9 protein-coding genes are annotated in these 17,197 nt (G+C 74.7%); 6 read left to right on the top strand and 3 right to left on the bottom strand.

Annotation, left to right across the window (positions count from 1 at the left end; genetic code table 11):
* Nucleotides 1-5: 5 nt before the first annotated feature.
* Together ACQP2P_RS32365 and ACQP2P_RS32360 are read right to left on the bottom strand one after the other, a co-directional pair.
* Nucleotides 6-1,355: a hypothetical protein gene (locus ACQP2P_RS32365; protein WP_433607281.1), complete on the bottom strand. Its 1,350-nt coding sequence runs from the start codon at nucleotides 1,353-1,355 to the stop codon at nucleotides 6-8.
* Nucleotides 1,356-1,362: 7 nt separating this feature from the next.
* On the bottom strand, nucleotides 1,363-2,436 hold the full coding sequence (locus ACQP2P_RS32360; RefSeq protein ID WP_433607279.1) for a Glu/Leu/Phe/Val family dehydrogenase: 1,074 nt from the start codon (nucleotides 2,434-2,436) through the stop codon (nucleotides 1,363-1,365).
* 521 nt (nucleotides 2,437-2,957) lie between these two features.
* Here ACQP2P_RS32360 and ACQP2P_RS32355 point away from each other — a divergent pair.
* The 3 genes from ACQP2P_RS32355 to pdhA are packed head-to-tail and all read left to right on the top strand — an operon-like array spanning nucleotide 2,958 to nucleotide 6,845.
* Nucleotides 2,958-4,202, top strand: coding sequence for an aminotransferase class I/II-fold pyridoxal phosphate-dependent enzyme (locus tag ACQP2P_RS32355; protein ID WP_433607278.1), 1,245 nt, complete (start codon nucleotides 2,958-2,960; stop codon nucleotides 4,200-4,202).
* Between the two features lie 7 nt (nucleotides 4,203-4,209).
* On the top strand, nucleotides 4,210-5,784 hold the full coding sequence (locus ACQP2P_RS32350) for an MBL fold metallo-hydrolase (protein WP_433607276.1): 1,575 nt from the start codon (nucleotides 4,210-4,212) through the stop codon (nucleotides 5,782-5,784).
* Nucleotides 5,712-6,845, top strand: a complete 1,134-nt coding sequence (gene pdhA, locus ACQP2P_RS32345) for a pyruvate dehydrogenase (acetyl-transferring) E1 component subunit alpha (RefSeq protein WP_433607274.1) — start codon at nucleotides 5,712-5,714, stop codon at nucleotides 6,843-6,845. Before ACQP2P_RS32350 ends, pdhA begins: the two co-directional genes overlap by 73 nt.
* 3 nt (nucleotides 6,846-6,848) lie before the next feature.
* On the opposite strand, the gene ACQP2P_RS32340 is transcribed toward pdhA, so the two are convergent.
* Nucleotides 6,849-8,141 (bottom strand): MFS transporter, encoded by a 1,293-nt coding sequence (locus ACQP2P_RS32340; protein WP_433607272.1) that lies wholly within the window; start codon nucleotides 8,139-8,141, stop codon nucleotides 6,849-6,851.
* A gap of 204 nt (nucleotides 8,142-8,345) precedes the next feature.
* Between ACQP2P_RS32340 and ACQP2P_RS32335 the strand changes: the two genes are divergently transcribed.
* Genes ACQP2P_RS32335 through ACQP2P_RS32325 form a run of 3 tightly spaced genes read left to right on the top strand, consistent with a single transcriptional unit; the run spans nucleotide 8,346 to nucleotide 17,098 of the window.
* Nucleotides 8,346-10,130 carry a carbamoyltransferase family protein gene (locus tag ACQP2P_RS32335; protein WP_433607270.1) on the top strand — a complete coding sequence of 595 codons (1,785 nt, stop codon included), beginning with the start codon at nucleotides 8,346-8,348 and terminating at the stop codon, nucleotides 10,128-10,130.
* Nucleotides 10,131-10,142: 12 nt separating this feature from the next.
* Nucleotides 10,143-12,218 (top strand): hypothetical protein, encoded by a 2,076-nt coding sequence (locus tag ACQP2P_RS32330; protein WP_433607268.1) that lies wholly within the window; start codon nucleotides 10,143-10,145, stop codon nucleotides 12,216-12,218.
* A complete protein-coding gene (locus tag ACQP2P_RS32325) occupies nucleotides 12,215-17,098 on the top strand; it encodes an amino acid adenylation domain-containing protein (RefSeq protein WP_433607266.1) in 4,884 nt (1,627 codons plus the stop codon). Before ACQP2P_RS32330 ends, ACQP2P_RS32325 begins: the two co-directional genes overlap by 4 nt.
* The last annotated feature ends 99 nt before the right edge of the window (nucleotides 17,099-17,197 follow it).

Raw genomic sequence — 17,197 nt, 5'->3', positions numbered from 1 at the left:
CGGTCTCAGGTCCGCCCGTACACCGGCGTCGTCCGGCCGGGGTCCGCGGCGTACAGCACGAGGTCCTCGATGTGGCGCAGCATGGGCTCCGCGGCGTGCTGCCAGCCGGTGTCGCAGCGCCACCGCAGGGTCAGGTCGACCGTTGCGACGTCCTCGAAGACGACCAGCATGTAGATGGGTCCCTGCGCCCGGGCCGGAAACGCCTCGACGGTGCCGTCGGCCGGCCCGCCGGGCCCGGGATCGTCCGCGGTGTCGCCGGCGCGGAGCCCGAGCCCGGCGTGGGTCAGGTAGTTGAACTTGGCGTCGGTGACCCCGGTGACGGCCAGGTCGCCGAGGATTTCCCGGGCCAGCCGGCGGGTCGCCATCGGCTCGACGTTGGCCGACCGATGCCCCTGGGCCAGCTCGCGGCGCGAGGCCTGCAGCACCTCGGGGAAGGGCCGGCCGGCCAGGCCGGGCAGGAACACGGGGGCGGGCAGGACGGCGTTGCGGATGGAGCGCAGCGCGGCCGGGCTGCCCCGGTTGGCCGACAGGGTGAGCAGGCCGAGGCCCGTGCTGGCCTCGGCCGCGCCGATCGCGGCCGCGAACGCGGCCAGGTACAGGGCGGCCGCCGGGACCCGCAGCGCCGCGGCGGCCACCGGTGCCGCGGCGCGCAGCCGGCGCGAGCGCAGCCGGCGGCCGTGGAACTGCGGCCCGGCCGCGGCGTCCGGGCCGGCGCCGGGCAGGACCGGCCGGAAGCCCTCGAGCTCGCGGCGGAGGCGCTCGTAGTGCTCGCGCCAGTAGCCGAGGCACCGCTGCAGGTGCTCCGACCCGACCGGCGAGCGCTCCCAGCGAGCCACGTCGATCGGCTGCTCGACGGGGGCGGGGTCGCGCCAGGCCTCGCCGGCGGCCCGCGCCGCCGTCGCGCTCGCCAGGTCGTCGCTCAGCACCCGGATGGCCCAGCCGTCGACGGCCCAGTGGTCCACCGCGACGATGAGCCGCGAGACGCCCCGCTCGTCGCCGGCGGCGAAGATCCGGATCGGCCACTCCCGCTCGATGTCGAAGCAGATGCGCTCGGCCGTCCGGGCCGTCTCGGCGGCGGTCTCGATCGGCACGGGCGTGACGACCTCGTCGAGGCGCTCGTCGACGGGGTCGACGTCCTGCGGCTCGTCCGGCCGCCGGGGCCGGGCCCGGCTGCGCAGGTTCTCGTGCCGCAGCAGGACGTCACGCACGGCGGCGCGCACGGCCGGGAACGGCATCGGGGCGATCGCGATCTGCCGGCTGAAGTTGTCCTCGAACGAGGACGCGCGGCTCGGTGGAAGCCCGAAGATCCAGTCCCGCTGGGACCAGGTCAGCGGGCCGGAGCGCTCGATCGGCACGCCGGGCTCACAGCCCCAGCCGCGACGGGCCGCGCCCGAGCAGGCGCCGGTGCCCGGCCTCGGTCAGCCGCCGCTGGGCCAGTTGGTCGCCGGCGGCCAGGACCGAGATGCCCTCGGCATCGGCGATCGCGAACACCTCGCGCATCCGATCGGCGATGCGGTCCACCGCGGCGCCGGCCCGCTCGGCGCGGAAGCCGCCGGTACGGAGCCGGTCGGCGTCCCAGATGGCGCCGCCGGCGTTGGCGATGTAGTCCACGCCCCAGGTGATGCCCCGGGCGTCCAGCGTCTCCAGTACGCGGTCGCCGCGGAGCTGGTTGTTGGCGGCCCCGCACACGATCGGGGCCTTGAGCCGGGTGACGGTGTCGTCGCCGATGACGCCGCCGAGTGCGAACGGCGCGAACACGTCCACCTCGCGGTCGTAGATCTCGTCGGGGGCGACGGCGGTGACGCCGAACCCGGCCACGGCCGCCTCGACCTTGGCGGCGTCGACGTCGGTCACCACCACCGAGGCGCCGGCCTCCCGCAGCAGGCGCAGCGCGATGCCGCCCACGTTGCCCAGGCCCTGCAGCGCGACGGACCGCCCGGCCAGGTCGGCACTGCCGAAGACCCGCTCGACGCAGGCGCGGATGGCCTGCACCGCGCCGCGGGCCGTGGCCGGCGCGATCTCGCCGGCCCCGCCGGAGTGCTCCGGAAGGGTCATGACGTACGGGGTCTCGTCGAAGAGGACCTCCATGTCGGCCAGCGTCGTGCCCACGTCCTGCCCGACCAGGTAGTCACCGCGCAGCTGGTCGATGAAGCGACCCATCGCGCGCAGGAGGGCGGGCGACTTGTCCCTGGCCGGATCGCCGGCGATCACCGCCTTGCCGCCGCCCAGGTCGACCCCGGCCGCCGCGTACTTGTAGGTCATCGCGCGGGCCAGGCGCATGGCGTCGAGGATCGCGTCGTCCGGTTCGGGGTAGGTCCACATCCGCAGCCCGCCGACGGCCGGCCCGAGCAGCGTCGAGTGCACGGCGATCGCGCCGCGCAGGCCGGTGCGGCGGTCGTGACAGAGGATGACGCGCTCGCAGCCGTACTGCGCCATCTGGACGAAGAGTGGCTCGGCCGCGGCTCGCGCGGATGGTGCGACCAATGTCGTCTCCCAGGGGTGTCGGCCGTGTCCCGCTCGCGTCGGCGAGCCGGACCGGCGGGTTCCGCGAAAGGTGTGAACGCGCACAAGCCGCGATCCGTCCAATTCCGTGGACCTACGGTGTCCATTCGCCCGAAAAGGGGCCGGAATTTGCCGGTCGGCGACCGCCGGAATAGCACCGATAGTAATTGGCGGAAGTGAATCAAGAGCGGTAACGGTACCAGCCTCCATCCTGCTTGTTGGTTTTTATGTGACGCACATCACGGTGCTTCCGGCGGCGCCGTCTCAGTCGTTGAGAAGGCTATTCCCTTTGGATTCAAGCCGGTCTAGAACGGTGGCAGGCATAGACGGTTGAGAGTCGGGGGAATCGATTTGTTCTGTCATGGGTGGATGCGCGAATCTATTGCTACGCCATTTTCCGCCGATTCCGTGAATGGCATTCCGGCCGATTGCGCCACCGTGGGACGGTGCGGCCGATGAGCGATCTGGCCCTTGACGGCGGCACCGCGGCGCGCAGCCGCCCCGACGAGCCGCGCACCCCGCTGACCGGCACCCAGCTCTACGACGACGCCGAGATGACGGCCGTGGCCGACGTGATCCGCGATCGGAAGCTGTGGCGGTACCACGGCTGGCGGACCGCCGAGTTCGAGCGGCGCTTCCGGGACCGGTTCTCGGCCGGCGACGGCCGGGCGCTCGCGGTCAACTCCGGCACCAACGCGCTGTACCTGGCCCTCGCCGCGCTCGACCTGCCGGAGGGCGCCGAGATCATCGTGCCGACGTTCGGCTTCGTCGCGGTGGCGACGGCGGCCCGGGCGGCCGGCCTGGTGCCCCGGTTCGTACCGGTCGACGCCGGGCTGGGGCTCGACCCGGACCACCTGGACGATCACCGCGGCGCCCGCGCCGTCATCGCCGTGCACCCCTACGGCGCGCCGTGCGACCTGGACCGGATCGCCGCCTGGGCCGCCGGGCGCGGCGCGCTGCTGGTGGAGGACGTCGCGCAGTGCCTCGGCGGGTCGTTCCGCGGCCGCGGCCTCGGCACCTTCGGCGTGACCGCGGCGTTCAGCTTCCAGCACTTCAAGCTGCTCAGCACGGGGGAGGGCGGGCTGGTGCAGTCGGCGGATCCGGCCCACGCCGACCGGGTCGAGGCCATGCACGACGCGGCGGCGGACTGGACGATCCCGGCCACCGCCGAGCGGGTGCCGGCGCTCCGGCGCGCCCCGCTCAACCTGCGGATGTCCGAGCTGGAGGCGGCCGTCGGCCTGGTGCAGCTGGATCGGGTCGACGGCCTGATCGCCCGGCTGCGGGCGGCCCAGCGGCACATCCTTGAGCCCGTCGCCGGGTCGGCCGTGGCGACCGCCCGCCCGCTCGCCGACCCCGACGGGGACGTCGGTACCAGCGTCATCTTCCACCTGCCCACCCGCGCGGCGGCCGAGTGGGCGTGCCAGGCATTGCTCGCCGAGGGGCTGCGGGCCTCCCTCCTCGTCGACGGGGCCACCAGTAACCGGCACTGGGCGGGCACCTGGGGGCCCACCCTGCGCCGCTGCGGCGTGGACGACGTTCCCGCGTCCGTCCTGGCCAGCGACCGGAGCCGGCTGGGCGGTGCCGTGCACATCCCCGTGGACGTCACCCACGACGACCGGGACGTGGAGGAGTCGCGTCAGGCGGTGGCCAAGGTGCTCGCCGCGCTGGAGGCCGGCGCCGATGCGCCGCGGGCCCGGTAGCCGCCCGATGGCGCATCGCCCCGCCGGGGAAGCCGCGGCGGCCCCGTCCCACCTCCTCGAGCACGTCCGCGCCGAACCGCTGGTCAACGGTTTCCGCGCCTGGCCGCACCTGGTGGCACCGCACACGTACTGCGTGATTCTGCGCGACCGGCACCTGACCGCGCTACGGGAGGGCATCGCCGCCGCCGGCCGGGACGGCGACCAGCGACGCCGGGCGCACCTGGAGGGCCTGCTGGGCGCCGTGACCGCCGATCGGCCGCATCTGCTGCGCTTCGGCGAGCAGATCCTCGCGCTCGATGCGCTCATGCTGCGCGAGGCCCGCGGCTTCCGCCTCGACGAGCTCTACGAGCGGGTGCCGGACGGGCTGCGCGGCTTCGTCGAGCTGTTCTACGGCCGCTACAACGATCCGGGCGTGCGGTTTCTGGAACCGGCGTTGTACCGAAGCCCGCTGTACGACCCCACCCTGCAGGCGGTCAGCCTGCGGGCCAGCGACCCGGACCAGCCCGGCGACGGTATGCGCGTGCCCCGCTCGCCGGGCCGGGACGGCCTGATCGCGCCGGCGCCCTTCGCCTCCGGCGTATGGGACCTGCTGGGCCGGGCCCGGCGGGCCGGAACGCCCGGCGGCGAGCTGGCCGATGCGCTGGGCGTGCGGCCGGCCGAGCTCGAGGCCCTGGTGGCCGCCGACGGGCCGGGCACGGTGCCGGTGCCACCGCCGGACGGGCCCCGGGTGCGGTTCTTCGGCCATGCCTGCGTGCTGATCGAGGACGGCCACAGCAGCGTGCTGGTGGACCCCCTGGTCGCGTACCGCCGTGCCGGTACCGCCGACCGGTTCTCCTTCGCCGACCTGCCCGAGCGCATCGACTGCCTCGCCATCACCCACGCCCACCTCGACCACCTCGACATCGAGACGCTGCTGCAGCTGCGCCACCTCGTCGGCGAGGTCATCGTGCCGCGGGCCGGCGCCGGCGACCTCGTCGACCCCAGCCTGCGCCTCGTGCTCGAGGCGATCGGGTTCCACCATGTGCGCGAGCTCGACGACTTCGAGTCCCACGAGATCGCCGGGGGCGGGCTGCTCACCGCGGTGCCGTTCTTCGGCGAGCACGCGGACCTGCCGATCCGGGGAAAGTCCGGCTATGCGGTACGCCTGCAGGGCCGGACCTGCGTGATGCTCGCCGACTCCCGGTGCCTCGAGCCGCGGATCTACGAGCACGCCCGGGACCTGATCGGGCCGGTGGCGGCGCTGTTCATCGGCATGGAGTGCGAGGGATCGCCGCTGACCACGGCCAACGCCCCCTACCTGCCCGAGGGCCTGTACACGGCCGGGATGGCCGAGTCGCGCCGGACGAACGCCTCCGACGCGGCGGGCGCGCTGCAGGTGCTCGACGCGTTGAGGCCCGAGCGGGCCTACGTCTACGCGATGGGCCTCGAGCCGTGGCTGTCGTACATGTTCGGCGTGCCGGATCCGACCAAGACGTACAGCCTCTCGCAGGTCGAGGTGTTCGAGCGGGAGTGCTCCCGGCGGGCGGTACCCGCGCGGCTGCTGCGGGGCGCCCAGGTGCTGGAGCTCGGGGGAGCGTCGTGACGGCCACGGCCGACGCGGTCCAGCTGCTCACGACGGCCGGCGAGCTGGTGGCGCACCCGGAGTATCCGATCGAGGCGTCGGTGGCGGATCTGCGGGCGCTGTACCGCGGCCTGGTCCTGGTCCGCCGGCTGGACGCCGAGGCGACGGCCCTGCAGCGGCAGGGCGAGCTGGCCCTCTGGGCGCCCCTGTACGGGCAGGAGGCTGCCCAGATCGGCTCGGCGCACGCCCTCGCCCCGGACGACATGGTGTTCCCGAGCTATCGGGAGCACGCCGTCGCCTGGCATCGCGGCGTCCCGCTGCAGGAGATCATCGCGCCGTCCCGCGGCGTGCGGCTCGGCGGCTGGGACACGGCCGCCCACGGCATGCAGAACTACGCGATCGTGCTCGGGGCCCAGACGCTGCACGCCACGGGTTACGCGCTGGGCGTTCAGCGCGACGGGGCCGCCACGGCCGTGCTCACCTACCTGGGCGACGGCGCCATGAGCCAGGGCGACGTCAGCGAGGCGTTCACGTTCGCCGCCGTCGCCGGCGCGCCCGTCGTGTTCTTCTGCCAGAACAACCAGTGGGCGATCTCCACGCCCGTCGCCCGGCAGAGCCGTGTGCCGCTGTACCGCCGGGCCCAGGGCTTCGGCTTCCCCGGCGTCCGGGTCGACGGCAACGACGTGCTCGCCGTCCGGGCGGTGACGGCCGCGGCCCTGCACCGGGCCCGCGAGGGTGGCGGTCCGACGCTGATCGAGGCGGTCACCTACCGGATGGGCCCACACACGACCTCCGACGACCCGGGCCGGTACCGTCCGCCCGGCGAGGCCGAGCACTGGCGGACCCGGGACCCGATCGCGCGGATCCGGGCCTGGCTGACGCGCGCGTCCGACGACGCCGAGGCCTTCTTCGCGGCGGTGGAGCTGGACGCGGCCGACCTGGCGGCCCGGCTGCGGGAGGCCTGCATGACGATGCCGGACCCCGACCCGGCCTCCCTTTTCGAGCACGTGTACGCCGACGGCCACGCCGGCCTCGACGAGCAGCGACGCGTCTTCCTCGAGCGCCGTTGCGGCGGCCGCTGACCGTCATCCGCCGCCGGCGGCCACCGCGACCGGCTCCGGGTGCTCGGGGAGGTCGCGGTGGCGGCGCAGCGGTCCGGTCAGCAGGATCAGGCCGCACAGCGTCAGTGCCCCGACGCCGATCCAGATCGTGGGCCGGACCCCGAGGGCCGTGCCGAGCGCCCCGCCGATGAGGGCGCCGAGCGGGATCGTGCCGTAGTTGAGGAACTGTGCCGTGACGGTCACCCGGCCGAGGATCGCGCCGGGGCAGTACGACTGCCGCCAACTGCCCTTGATGACGTTGGCCGAGACGATGGCGGCGGAGAGCGCCACGCCGCCGACGACCGGGAAGGCGAGGCGCGCTCCGGGGCCGGCGAGCGGGATCAGCAACGCGAACGGCACGCCCAGCTGGCACACCAGCACGCCGAAGCCGGTGCCGAAGCGGCGCACGACCCGGGTCGCGAGGGCCGCCCCGGCGACTCCGCCCAGGGTCATGGCGGCGATGACGAGGCCGGCGGTGCCCGTGGCGACGCCGAGGTCGCGGACCAGGAAGACCACCAGCAGCGCCTGGTAGGCGTTGAGTGCCAGATTGCTCGCCGCACCGTAGACGGTGAAGGTGCGCAGGTACGGGTCGCGGGCGACGAGCCGCAGCCCCTCGCCGATCGCCCGGAGCAGCCCACCGGTGCGCCGGGCGCCGTCCGCCCGGCGGTGGCCGGGCCGGCTGGCCAGCAGACAGATCGTGGAGACCACGAACGTGACGGTGTCCAGCAGCAGCCCGAGCACGGCGCCGAACGCCTGGGCGATGATGCCGCCCAGCCCGGGACCGGCCACCCCGGCGGCCGCGGCACTGCCCTGCAGCTTCGCGTTGCCCTCGGGCAGCAGATCGCGCTCCAGCAGATCCCGCAGATAGATCTGGTAGGCCGTCTCGAAGAAGACGCCCGCCGTGCCGGCCACCAGCGCGACCGTGAAGAGCTGCGCCATGGTCAGGACGTCCAGCCAGGCGGCGACCGCGACACCGGCGAAGCTGACGATCGACACGATGTTGCAGACCACCATGAGCGGGCGGGCCGGCAGCCGGTCGACCAGCGCGCCCGCGGGGAGGCCGATCAGCAGCCACGGCAGCCAGGTCGTCGCGGCGAGGGCGCCGATCTGCACGGTGCTGGCGTGCAGCGTGGTGATCGCGACGAGCGGCAGCGCGATGCGGGACACGCTCGTGCCCAGCTGGCTTGTGGTCTCGCCGATCCAGAACAGCCGGAAGTCGCGGTGCCATCGCAGCAGTCCACCCGGCGGTCGATCCGTGGTGCCGGGCGACGATGTCATGTATCCGCTCCAGACGGTCTCGGCCGGTGTGCCCGGCTATCGTGCCCGCCGTCGCGGCGCCGGGCAAGGAGGCGTGCGGCAGCACCGACGGCGGAACGGCGGCAGTTTCGCGCCGTCGTGTCGTGCGCCCCGCCGGCGGTGGGCCATGCTGGGCGGGGCCCGGACCGGCCGCACCGGGGCGTCGACGCGAATCGGAGTCTACCGATGGATTCGGTGATCGTCGGGATCTCCTCCGGATATCACGACTCGGCCTGTGCGCTGCTGCGGGACGGGCGGATCGTCGCCGCCGTGCAGGAGGAGCGCTTCACCCGGGTCAAGAACGACCGGTCCTTCCCGCGGCACGCGCTGCGGTACTGCCTGCGGGAGGCCGGCGCCACCATCGCCGACATCGACTGCGTCGCGTACTACGAGGACCCGGTCGAGAAGCTCTCCCGTCAGATCTGGACCGGGATGCTGCCCGGCCTGCCCGAGGCGCGGCGCCGGCGGCTGGCGGAGCGGATGCTGCAGCCGTCGCCGCTGGAGCTCATCCGGCGGTGGACCGGATACGACGGGCCGGTCGAGGTCGTCGATCACCACCTGTCCCACGCCGCCAGCAGTTTCCACTACTCCGGCTTCGACGAGGCCGCGATCCTGACCGTGGACGCCGTCGGCGACTGGCCGACCACCACCTACTCCGCCGGTGCGGGGGCGAGGATCGAGCGGCTCGAGCAGGTCGACTTCCCCGACTCGCTCGGCCTGCTGTACAGCGCCGTCACCGGGTACCTCGGCTTCGAGGTCAACGAGGGCGAGTACAAGGTGATGGGGCTCGCGCCCTACGGCCGACCCCGCTACGTCGAGCAGCTCGGGCGGCTGGTCGAGATCGGACCGGGCGGTCAGTTCCGTCTCGATCTCGGCTACTTCGGCTTCCTGACCGGAGACGTGATGTACTCCGACCGGCTGGTCGAGCTGCTCGGCCGGCCACCCCGGCCGCCGGAGTCGCCGATCCGCGCGTTCCACCAGGACGTGGCCCGCAGCATCCAGGTGCTCCTTGAGGAGATCCTCCTGGACAAGGTGCGCTACCTGCACGAGCGGGTGCCGAGCGAGAACCTGTGCATGGCCGGGGGCGTCGCGCTCAACGTCGTGGCCAACCGCCGCTGCCTGCGCGAGGGGCCGTTCCGGCGGCTGTTCGTCCAGCCGGCGGCGGGCGACGCCGGTGGGTCGGTCGGCGCGGCGGCGGTCGCGCACGTCCGGCGGACCGGCGAGCGGCCGCAGCGGGACCGGCTGGCCCACGCCTACCTCGGCCCGGCCAACACCAGCGCGGACACCTACGCGCTGCTCGCCGCGAGCTCGGCCGGCTTCGAGGACTTCCGCGACCGCGAGGACGAGCTGCTCGCCCATGTCGCGCGGCAGCTGGCCGCGGGCCGGGTGGTCGGCTGGTCGCAGGGCCGGATGGAGTTCGGGCCGCGGGCGCTGGGCGCGCGGTCGATCCTGGCCGACCCGCGGTGCCCGGACATGCGCGACCGGATCAACGCGATGGTGAAGCTGCGGGAGTCGTTCCGGCCGTTCGCCCCGGCGGTGCTCGAGGCGCACGCCCGGGAGCACTTCGAGCTCGATCACCCCTCGCCGTTCATGCTGGAGACCTGCCCGGTCATCTCGCCGCTCGACCTGCCCGCCGTCACCCACGTCGACGGAACGGCCAGGGTGCAGACCGTCGACCCGGCGACCAACCCGCGCTTCGCCGGGCTGCTGGAGCAGTTCCACCGGCAGACCGGTTGCCCGGTGCTGCTCAACACCTCGTTCAACGTCCGGGGCGAGCCGATCGTGTGCACGACCGTGGACGCGCTCAACTGCTTCGTCCGCAGCCGGATCGATCTGCTGGTCGTCGAGGACTTCGTCCTGGAGCGGGCCGGCATCCCGGCGCTGTGGCAGCGGCGGGGCGGCGTCACGCCGGCGTCCGGGGCCGCCTCGTCCGGCGAGGCGGTCGACCACCTCGTCTACACCCTGCTCTGAGTGAGGATGCCTATGTCCAGGCCGCCGAACGCCCTGCGGCCGCTCGCCGAGCGTCTCGCCCGTGAGCTGCTGGAGGGCGACGGCCTGGCCGCGGCCCGCCTGCTGCGACTGACCGCGGCCCCGGCGGCCGGAGCCGGCGCTCCCGGCGCTCCCGGCCCGGCCGGCCGGGTGGGCATCTGGCGCCGCGACGACGCCGATCCGGAGGCCTACACCCGCGACCCGGCGCTGGCGGCCGAGTGGCACCAGTGGGCGGACCTCCATCGGATTCCGCCGAAGGGCGCCCGGCGGCGAGTGCTGCTGCTCGGCGAGTCGGTCGCCCGCGGTTACCTCTACGACCCGCTGTACAACCCGGCCCGCGCGCTGGAGGCGGTCCTGGCGCGGCGGCTGGGGCCGGACCGGGTCGAGGTGCTCGACCTGGCCCGGATCTCGATCCGCTACGAGATCCGCGACGTGGCGCTGGCCGCCCTGGCGCTGCAGCCGGACGCGCTGGTCATGTTCTGCGGCAACAACTGGGGCGTCGACCGGCCCGCGGCGGCGCCGGACGTGCCGTACCTCGCGGCGGCCGTGCTCGAGCGGGGCTTCCCCGGCCTGCGCGAACACGCCGAGCGGGCGGTGCGGGCCCGCGGCGAGTCCGTCGTCGCCGCCGTTGCCGAGCGTTATGCGGCGGCGGGCGTCCCCGTGCTGTGGATCGTGCCCGAGTTCAATCTCGCCGACTGGCGGGACCCGGTGTCCAACGCTCCGCACCTGCCCGGCGACGGTAACCGCGAGTGGCTCGGCCACGAGCGCGCGCTGGCCGCGGCGATCCGGTGCGGTGACCTCGCGGCGGCCGGGTCGGCGGCGCGGCGGCTGGTGGACCTGGACGGCGGTACCACACCGGTGGGGCACCTCGCCCTGGCCGAGTGCGCGGCGGCGGCGGGCGACGACCCGGGTGCCCGCGCGGCGCTCGAACGGGCCCGGGACGCCTGTCTGTGGGACGCCTCCATCCCGTACGCGCCCCGGTGCCACGCGGTGACGACCGGCGTGCTCCGCGCGGCGGGCCGCCGGCCCGGCCAGGCGGTGCTCGACAGCCCGGCGCTGTTCGCCGAGCACCTCGGCGGCACGGCACCCGATCGCCGCCTGTTCCTCGACTACTGCCACCTGACCGCCGAGGGCATCCAGGTCACGGTCGCCGCCGTCGCGGCCGCCGTCCTCGGCCTGCTCGGGGCCCCGGCCGCGCCCTACCGCGAGCTGCTGGCGCTGGTACCGGCGCCGCCGCCCGCCGTCGCGTCGGAGGCCCACTTCCTCGCAGCCGTCCACAATGCCCACTGGTGGCAGGGTGCCGACGTGGTCCGTCATCACATCGAGGCGGCGGTACGGCAGTCGGCCCATATCGTCGCCATCATGATCGACTTCCTCGAGCTGCAGGCGCGGCGGGCTCCGCTGCCGATGGGCCGGGCGGCCGAGCGGGTCGCCGAGCGCGGCTCCGAGCTGATCCAGCGCTACCTGTTCGAGTACAACCGCCAGCAGCTCGACCCGCTGCTGGCCGGGACGATCGCCGACGCCGTGGCGGCCCGGCACCCCGAGACCCGCCGGGACCTGGTGCGCCTGTGGATCGCCGAGCACGGGGTGGCCGAACGCGACACCGATCTGCTCGAGCGGTACTACAGCTCGGCCGCCCGCCAGCCGCACGACCTCGGCTGGGTCACCGGCGCGCCGGGCACCCCGGATCGGCACTATCACCGGGCGTTCACGGCGCGGTCGGCCTTCACCTTCGTCGCCGGCGGCCCGCAGGCCGTCGAGCTCGCGCTGACCTGCCGATCGCCGCACGCCGACCCGGACGACAACCGGGTGGCGGTGCTGGTCAACGGGAGCCCGGTGGCCGGCCTGGCCCTGACGTCCCGCTGGGCGAGGCACACCATCGGCGTCGCGCCCGGCGTCGTGCACGAGGGGCTGAACGAGGTCACCCTGCGCTGGCCGCCGCCCCGGTTCCCGGGCGACGCCGGGCTCGCCCGCGTCGCCGAGGACTATGTCGAGGGCCGGGTCGTCGAGCCGCGCTGCGGCTTCGGGGACATCCACGCCTTCACCGCATCGCCGGGACGCGCCGGGTGACGCCGCTGTCGTACGGCCAGCAGCGACTCTGGCTGCTGGACCGCTTCGCCGGGACCGGCTGGACCTACAACGTCGTCATCCACGCCGAGATGCGCGGGGACCTGGACGTCACCGCGCTGGGCCATGCGCTGCTCGACGTGCTCGCCCGCCACGAGGCGCTGCGGACCGTCTTTCCCGACCAGGACGGCCTGCCGCGGCAGGAGATCGTGCCGATGGCCGGGGTGGTCTCGCCGCTGCGGGTGCTGCAGCACGCCCCGCACGACATCGACGCCGCGGTGGAGCGGCTGGCGCTGTCGCCGTTCGACCTGTCGCGGGAGATCCCGCTGCGGGCCGTGCTGATCCCGCGGGCGCCGCGCGAGCACGTGCTCTACCTGGTGATGCACCACATCGTCGTGGACGGCTGGTCGATCGATCCGCTGCTGCGCGACCTCGGCCGGGCGTACGGGGCCCGGTGCCGGGGCGGCCGGCCGGACTGGGAGCCGCTGCCGGTCCAGTTCGCCGACTACAGCCGATGGCAGCGCGACGTCCTGGGCCCGCCCGACGATCCCGGCTCGCTGCTCGGCGAACAGCTCGCCTTCTGGCGCGCGGCGCTGGCCGGGATGCCGCAGGAGCTCGACCTGCCCGCGGACCGGCCGCACGCCGAACCGACCGGCCACCGCGGCGGCGCCGTCGTCGTCACGATCGACGCCGCCCTGCACCGCGATCTGCTCGCCCTGGCTCGGCGGTCGCGCACGACGCTGTTCATGCTGCTGCACGCGGCGACGGCCGCGCTGTTCAACCGGCTCGGCGCGGGCGAGGACATCCCGATCGGCACGGGCGTGGCCGGGCGCCCCGACGAGGCGCTCAACGAGCTCGTCGGCTTCTTCGTCAACACCGTCGTCCTACGGGCCGACGTCTCCGGCGATCCGACCTTCCTCGAGCTGATCCGGCGCGTGCGGGCGGCCGACCTGGCCGCGTTCGACCACGCGGAGGCGCCGTTCGACCTGGTGGTGCAGGCGCTGGCGCCCCGCCGGGTGCCGGGCCGGCACCCGCTGTTCCAGGCCATGCTGGCGATCCAGAGCGACTACGCCGGCGCTCCCGACTTCCCGGGCCTGGCGGTGGCGACCGGCAAGAGCCAGCTCGTCGAGCAGCGCTCGGCCCGATTCGACCTCTTCTTCGACCTGTCCGAGACCCGCACAGCCGACGGGCGCCCGGACGGCGTGACCGGCTGGCTGAAGTTCGCCGCCGACCGCTGGGACGAGGCGTCGGCCACGGCCCTGGCCCGGTGGCTGGTGCAGATGGTGACGGCCATGACCCGCGCGCCGGACACCCGGATCTCTCAGGTCGTGCTCGCCCCGGCCGAGCAGTGGCGCGCGTTCACCGACCGGCGGGGCCGGGGCGGCCCGGTTGAGCGGCTGCCCGAGAGGGCCGGGGCGCCACCGCCGCCCGCCGGGCCGCGCACGCCCCGCGAGGAGATCCTCGCCGGGATCTTCGCCGAGATGCTCGGCCGGGAGTCGATCGGGGTTCACGACGACTTCTTCGACCTGGGTGGCCAGTCATTGCTGGCGGCGCGGGTGGCCACCCGCATCCGCGCGGTCTTCGGCGCCGAGCTCGACCTGAGCGCCGTGTTCCGGGCTCCGACCGTCGCCCGGCTCGCCGCCCGGCTGGACCGCACGGATCCGGTGCGCACGGCCCTGCGGCCGGTCGATCCCCGGCCCGACCCGCTGCCGCTCTCGCCGGCGCAGCAGCGGCTCTGGACACTCGAACAGATCCACGGCCCCAGCGCCTCGTACAACATTCCGACCGCGGTACGGCTGCGCGGGCCGGTCGACGCGGACGCGCTCGCGGCGGCGATCCGCGATGTGACCGACCGGCATGAGGCGCTGCGTACCGTGTTCCGGGCCGAGGACGGGGAGCCGCACCAGTGCGTCCTGCCGCCGGGGGAGGCGGTCATCGAGCTCCGGCGCCCGGCCACGGCCCCGGCCGGGCTCGACGATCTGATGCTCGAGCTGGCCGCGGCCCCCTTCGACCTGTCCCGCGGGCCGCTGATCCGTGCCCACCTCATCGCGCTCGGCCCCGGCGAGCACGTGCTGCTGCTGGTCGTACACCACATCGTCGCCGACGGGTGGTCGCTGCGGCCGTTGTTCGAGGATCTGTCCACGGCCTACTCGGCGCGCCTGGCCGGGACCGGGCCGCGGTGGCGGGCGCTGCCGGTGCAGTACGCCGACTGCGCCCTCTGGCAGCGTGACCGGCTCGGCGACGAGGCGGACCCCGGCAGCCCGATCCGCAGGCACCTCGCCTTCTGGGAGCGCACGCTGGCCGGCGGGCCCGACGAGCTGGCCCTCCCGTTCGACCGGCCCCGGCCGGACCGGCCCTCGCTGCGCGGCGACCTCGTCCCGATGCAGATCGACGCCGAGCTCCATCGGCGCCTGCTGGCGCTGGCCCGCCGCTGCGCCGTGACCATGTTCATGGTGTTCCAGGCGGCCCTCGCGGTGCTGTTCGCGCGGCTGGGGGCCGGCGAGGACATCCCGCTCGGCACGGTCGTCGCCGGCCGGGACGACGACGCGCTCGACGACCTCGTCGGCTTCTTCGTCAACACGCTCGTCCTGCGGACCGACCTGCGCGGCGACCCGTCGGTGACGGCCCTGCTGGCCCGGGTGCGCGAGGCCGACCTGGCCGCCTTCGAGCACCAGAGCGTGCCCTTCGAGCGGCTGGTCGAGCACCTGAACCCGGTGCGGTCGGCGGCGCGGCACCCGCTGTTCCAGACGATGCTCGTGCTGCAGGACACCGCCGTGGCGCAGCCGCGGCTGCCGGGAGTGCGGGCCGAGTTGCTCGATGCCGGCGGGACCCGGACCGCGAAGTTCGACCTCACGCTTTTCCTGACCGAGGAGGTCCGCGAGGGCCGTCCGGCGGGGGTCCGCGGCGCGCTCGAGTTCGCCACCGACCTGCTCGACCGGCCGACCGCCGAGCGGCTGACCGAGCGGCTGCTGCGCGTGCTGACCGCGATGGCCGGTGATCCCGAGACCCGGATGAGCCGGATCGACGTGCTCGGGCCGGGCGAGCGCCGGCAACTGCTGGCGTGCAGCGGCACCACGGCGCAGTTCCCGGCCGACCGCCGCCTCCATGAGCTGTTCGAGGACCGGGTGCGGGCCGATCCGGACGCGACGGCCGTGGTGCACGGCCCGCTGCGGCTGACGTACGGCGAGCTCAATGCCCGGGCCAACCGGCTCGCCCGGCACCTGCGCGCCGCCGGGGCCACCCGGGCAGCGCTCGTCGGCGTGTACCTCGAGCGCGGCCTCGACCTGGTCACGGCGCTCCTGGCGGTGCTGAAGGCCGGTGCCGGCTACACCCTGCTCGACCCGGCGTTCCCCGCCGAGCGCACCGCGGCCGTGCTGGCCGGAATCGGCCGGCCGCTCGTCGTCACCGACGCCGCCGGTGCGGTCCGGCTCAGGGACGCGCCCCTGATGGACCTGGACGCCGAGGGCGCGGTCATCGCCGCACGGCCGGGCGACGACCTGGGCGTCCCGGGCGACGCGGGCGATCTGGCGTGCGTGATGTTCACGTCAGGCTCGACGGGACGTCCGAAGGGCATCGCCTCGCCGCACCGGGCCCTGGCCGGGACCTACTTCGCGCAGGAGTACTGCGACTTCGGCCCCGGCGAGGTCTTCCTGCAGTGCTCACCGGTGTCGTGGGACGCCTTCGCGCTGGAACTCTTCGGCGCACTGCTGCACGGCGGACGGTGTGTCCTGCAGCCCGGCCACCTCCCCGAGCCCGACGCGATCGAACGACTCACGGCCGAGCACGGCGTGACGATGCTGCAGTTGTCGGCGAGCCTGTTCAACTACCTGCTCGACGAGCACCCCGGAGTGTTCGCCGGCCTGCGGTGGGCGATGACCGCGGGGGAGGCGGCGTCCGTGGCCCACGTCGGCCGGGCGCTCGCCGGCCACCCCGGCCTGCGGGTGGTCAACGGCTACGGCCCGGCGGAGAGCATGGGACTCACCACCTACCTGGAGGTCACGCCGGCCGCGCTGGGCGGCGCGAGCGTGCCCATCGGGGTCCCGGTGACCAACAAGCGGGCCTTCGTCCTCGGTCCCGGCCTGGAGCTCGTCCCGGCGGGCGTCATCGGCGAGCTCTACGTCGCCGGCGTCGGTCTCGCCCACGGCTACCTGGGCAGGCCCGGCCTGACGGCGGAGCGGTTCGTCGCCAACCCCTACGGCCGGCGCGGCGAGCGGATGTACCGCACCGGCGACCTCGCCCGCCGGCGCGGCGACGGCACGCTGGAGTACGCGGGCCGGATCGACGACCAGGTGAAGATCCGCGGCTTCCGGGTCGAGCCGGCCGAGGTCGAGGCCGTCCTCGCGCGGCACCCGGCGGTCGCGCAGGCGGCGGTCGTGGCCCGCGAGGACCGCCCGGGCGACAGGCGCCTCATCGCCTACGTGGTGGCCCGGCCGGACGTCGCCTTCGACGCGGGCGACCTTCGCCGGGCGGCCGCCGCCACGCTGCCGGACCACCTGGTGCCGAGCGCGTTCGTGCGGCTGCCGGCCCTGCCGCGAACCCCGAACGGCAAGCTGGACCGCCGGGCTCTGCCCGCGCCGGTCACCGCCGCCGGACCCGGGCCCGGGCCGCGCACCGCCGCGGAGGCGACGCTCTGCGCGATCTTCGCGGAGCTCCTCGGCGTCGAGGGGGTCGGCGTCGACGACGACTTCTTCCACCTCGGAGGCCACTCGCTCGTCGCGGCCCGGGTGGTGGCCCGCATCCGCGGCCGGCTCGGCGCGCACCTGACGGTCGGCGACGTGTTCGCGGCCCCGACGGTGGCCCGGCTCGCCGAGCGGGTCGCGTCCGCCCCGGCCGCGGCGTCCGCACCTCGGCTGCGACCGCTCGCGCGGCCGGACGCCCACTGACGGGCCGGCGCACCCCGGCGGCCGAAACTGCCGAGAAGTTGCCGCTGATGCCGCCGACACCGCCCACGGCGGGCTCGTACATTGACCACGGTAAACCCG

It is taken from the genome of Dactylosporangium sp. CA-139114 (assembly GCF_050955725.1).
Classification (GTDB): Bacteria; Actinomycetota; Actinomycetes; order Mycobacteriales; family Micromonosporaceae; genus Dactylosporangium.
Note: the sequence above shows the minus strand (reverse complement) of the source record. Positions and strands in the feature narration are given on the sequence as shown.

Coding starts and splice junctions, on each gene's coding strand:
- ACQP2P_RS32360 (WP_433607279.1), bottom strand. CDS start 2,436: ATGGCGCAGTACGGCTGCGAGCGCGTCATCCTCTGTCACGACCGCCGC.
- ACQP2P_RS32355 (WP_433607278.1), top strand. CDS start 2,958: ATGAGCGATCTGGCCCTTGACGGCGGCACCGCGGCGCGCAGCCGCCCC.
- ACQP2P_RS32350 (WP_433607276.1), top strand. CDS start 4,210: ATGGCGCATCGCCCCGCCGGGGAAGCCGCGGCGGCCCCGTCCCACCTC.
- ACQP2P_RS32340 (WP_433607272.1), bottom strand. CDS start 8,141: ATGACATCGTCGCCCGGCACCACGGATCGACCGCCGGGTGGACTGCTG.
- ACQP2P_RS32335 (WP_433607270.1), top strand. CDS start 8,346: ATGGATTCGGTGATCGTCGGGATCTCCTCCGGATATCACGACTCGGCC.
- ACQP2P_RS32330 (WP_433607268.1), top strand. CDS start 10,143: ATGTCCAGGCCGCCGAACGCCCTGCGGCCGCTCGCCGAGCGTCTCGCC.